Genomic DNA, 1,150 nt, shown 5'->3' on the forward strand with positions numbered 1-1,150 from the left:
GATCATGATGGCGCCGGTCTCGGTCTGCCACCAGGTGTCCACGATGGGGGTCTTGTTGGCGCCGATGACGTGCCGGTACCAGCGCCAGGCTTCGGGGTTGATCGGTTCGCCGACCGAGCCCAGCAGCCGCAGTGAGGACAGGTTGTGGGCGTCGGGGATTTCGCGGCCCCATTTCATGAAGGTGCGGATGAGGGTGGGGGCGGTGTAGTAGATGGTGACGCCGTATTTTTCGATGATCTGCCAGTGTCGGTGTTCGTCGGGGTAGTTGGGGGTGCCTTCGTAGAGCACCTGGGTGGCCCGGTTGGCGAGGGGGCCGTAGACGATGTAGCTGTGGCCGGTGACCCAGCCGATGTCGGCGGTGCACCAGTAGATGTCGCGGCCTGGTTTGTGGTCGAAGACGTAGTGGTGGGTGTAGGCGGTTTGGGTGAGGTAGCCGCCGGTGGTGTGCAGGATGCCTTTGGGTTTTCCGGTGGTGCCGGAGGTGTAGAGGATGAACAGGGGGTGTTCGGCGTCGAAGGCTTCGGCGTCGTGGTGTGGGGAGGCGTGGGTGATGGTGTCGTGCCACCACAGGTCGCGGCCGTCGGTCCAGGGCACGTCTTGGCCGGTGCGGCGGACCACCAGGACGTGTTCGACGCTGGAGGGGCCGTCGCTCAATGCTTCGTCGACGGCGGTTTTCAGGGGTGCGGTGGTTCCGCGGCGGTATTGGCCGTCGGTGGTGATGACCAGGCGGGCGGCGGCGTCGTCGACGCGTTGGCGCAGGGCGGTGGGGGAGAATCCGGCGAAGACCACCGAGTGGGTCAGGCCGAGGCGGGCGCAGGCGAGCATGGCCACGATGGCTTCGGGGATCATGGGCATGTAGATCGCGACCCGGTCTCCGGCTTGCAGGCCCAACTCGGTGAGGTAGTTCGCCGCTCGGCAGACTTCTTCGAGCAGTTGGGTGTAGGTGAGGGCGCGGGTATCGCCGGGTTCGCCTTCCCAGTGGATGGCGACCTGGTCGCCGTGCCCGGCCAGGACGTGGCGGTCCACGCAGTTGTAGGCGACGTTCAGCTTGCCGTCGACGAACCACCGCGCCACCGGCGCGGCAGTCCAGTCCAGCACCCGCGTCCACGGCCGCGCCCACTCCAGCCTGCCCGCCTGCTCCGCCCAGAAC

The 1,150-nt window shown here is 67.1% G+C and carries 1 protein-coding gene; it reads right to left on the reverse strand.

The window, feature by feature from the left end; genetic code table 11:
* Positions 1-1,150 (reverse strand): acetate--CoA ligase (locus tag ON34_RS01470; RefSeq protein WP_040773135.1); only part of this gene is annotated, 1,150 nt, incomplete at both ends.

The sequence above is a fragment of the Nocardia pneumoniae NBRC 100136 genome (assembly GCF_000308755.1).
Taxonomy (GTDB): Bacteria; Actinomycetota; Actinomycetes; order Mycobacteriales; family Mycobacteriaceae; genus Nocardia; species Nocardia pneumoniae.